Origin of the sequence: Paenibacillus paeoniae, assembly GCF_003388735.1 — a bacterium.
GTDB lineage: Bacteria > Bacillota > Bacilli > Paenibacillales > Paenibacillaceae > Pristimantibacillus > Pristimantibacillus paeoniae.
Genome location: NZ_QUBQ01000014.1, coordinates 1 through 1,562, shown reverse-complemented (window position 1 = coordinate 1,562; position 1,562 = coordinate 1). Strand labels below are relative to the sequence as shown.

Annotated in this window: 1 protein-coding gene; it reads left to right on the top strand. The window is 47.9% G+C overall.

Annotation, left to right across the window (positions count from 1 at the left end; translation table 11 throughout):
* Positions 1–326: 326 nt before the first annotated feature.
* On the top strand, positions 327–1,562 hold a 1,236-nt coding region (locus DX130_RS26110), incomplete at its 3' end, for a transposase (RefSeq protein ID WP_116050352.1).

Below are 1,562 nucleotides of genomic sequence, written 5' to 3'. Positions count from 1 at the left end.
CATGACTTATGCAGTTCGCCCCAATTGATGGAAGTTTCATAAGTGTCATGCAAATGTGCTCAAAAATCCGGAAAACACCTTGGCTTTTCCAGAATCCCACAATAATCGCAAAGGATACCTTTCTACAAAGGGTATATCTTTAGCGATTACAGGTGATTTCATTGAAGCAAACCCTTGAGCAGCCTAAGTTCCGCAAGCTTTCGCACGGCCAATGCGCAGGAGCACCTATCCTACGGACTCTCTGGGATCATTTCGACTTTTCATTACTTCTGACGCAATCAGGTATTTTCAAGCGAAGCGGCGCACCTTCTTGGATGTTATGTTTTATGTACGTCATTGGACTCGTCTCCGGCTGCTCAGCCGTGAATCAAATGGCGGGGCTTGCCAGCAAAGACGCTATGCTTGAGTTGATGTTCAAACCGTACAAGCTAGCGCAGTATACCCTTAGTCGTTTCCTCACAACGCCTTTCGCTTGGAGAACGTTCGGCAAAAAACGTGTTGAACGTCCACAGCAAGATGCAAACACGGCTCTTCAAGAAGGCGACGTGATCAACTTGGACGATACGCATAGCGCGCATCCGTACGCCAAGAAACTCCCTTTTTTATGTTGGTTGAAAGACTCCTCGACGAAAACATACAGCTGGTGCATGAATTTGGTCGTGCTGCAAGCTGTGTTGAAGAATGGCTTGGAATACCCGCTTTTCTATAGCGTATGGCATAAACCCGCCGACGCAGAAACAGGTCTTACGAAATTTGATCTTGCCCGTCAAATGCTCCTTATGCTCCGGGAATCGGTCAACTGCCAGTTATGGGTTGCGATGGATCGTTGGTACCTATACAAGGATTTTTTCGTGTTTTTAGAAACGCATGCCTTCGATTGGGTGACCAAAGCGAAGCGGAACACCGCTTTGTATCGTCGAGTCATTGAACATGGTCGCATACGCTTTGTTCCCGTTTCGCCTCGCCAGCTTATTAAAGAAGCTTACAAGCGACTCATTGTCGGCAGCGGTCTTTCCGCTGTTGCGCTGTCCGACATCTACATGAAAATGCCATATGAAACGCCTGGTCGCAAAGGGCAGGCCGTTACCAAACATCGCTACGTTCCTATTGCTGCGGTTGCAGCGATTCGGTTGAGGGAGGATGAAGAAGCGGTTAGTGAGATGGACAAGGATGATGATCCGGCGATCTACAAGGGCGCATATTTGATCATAAGTAACCGCCATGATGCTCCGAAAGAAGCACTTGCTGTCTATGGTAAACGCTGGCGGATTGAGGTATTTTTTAGGACCGCCAAGCAGGAACTTGGCTTCGAGAAGTGCCACTCCACGTCAGAAGCACATCAGCATGCACATATGGAGCTATTATTTGCGACGGAAACGTTATTGTCCTACGCACTATGGCAAGTAAACAAAGAAAAAACGAGTGATGAGAGCTCCACCCACGGCGAAATGGTTCAGGGTCTCTTCCACACTCGTTGCCAGGTTCGATCAAAGAACCACAAGGGTATTGAACGAATCTACATCGATTGTGACACAGAGGTACGCCGATTTGCAAGGCTTATT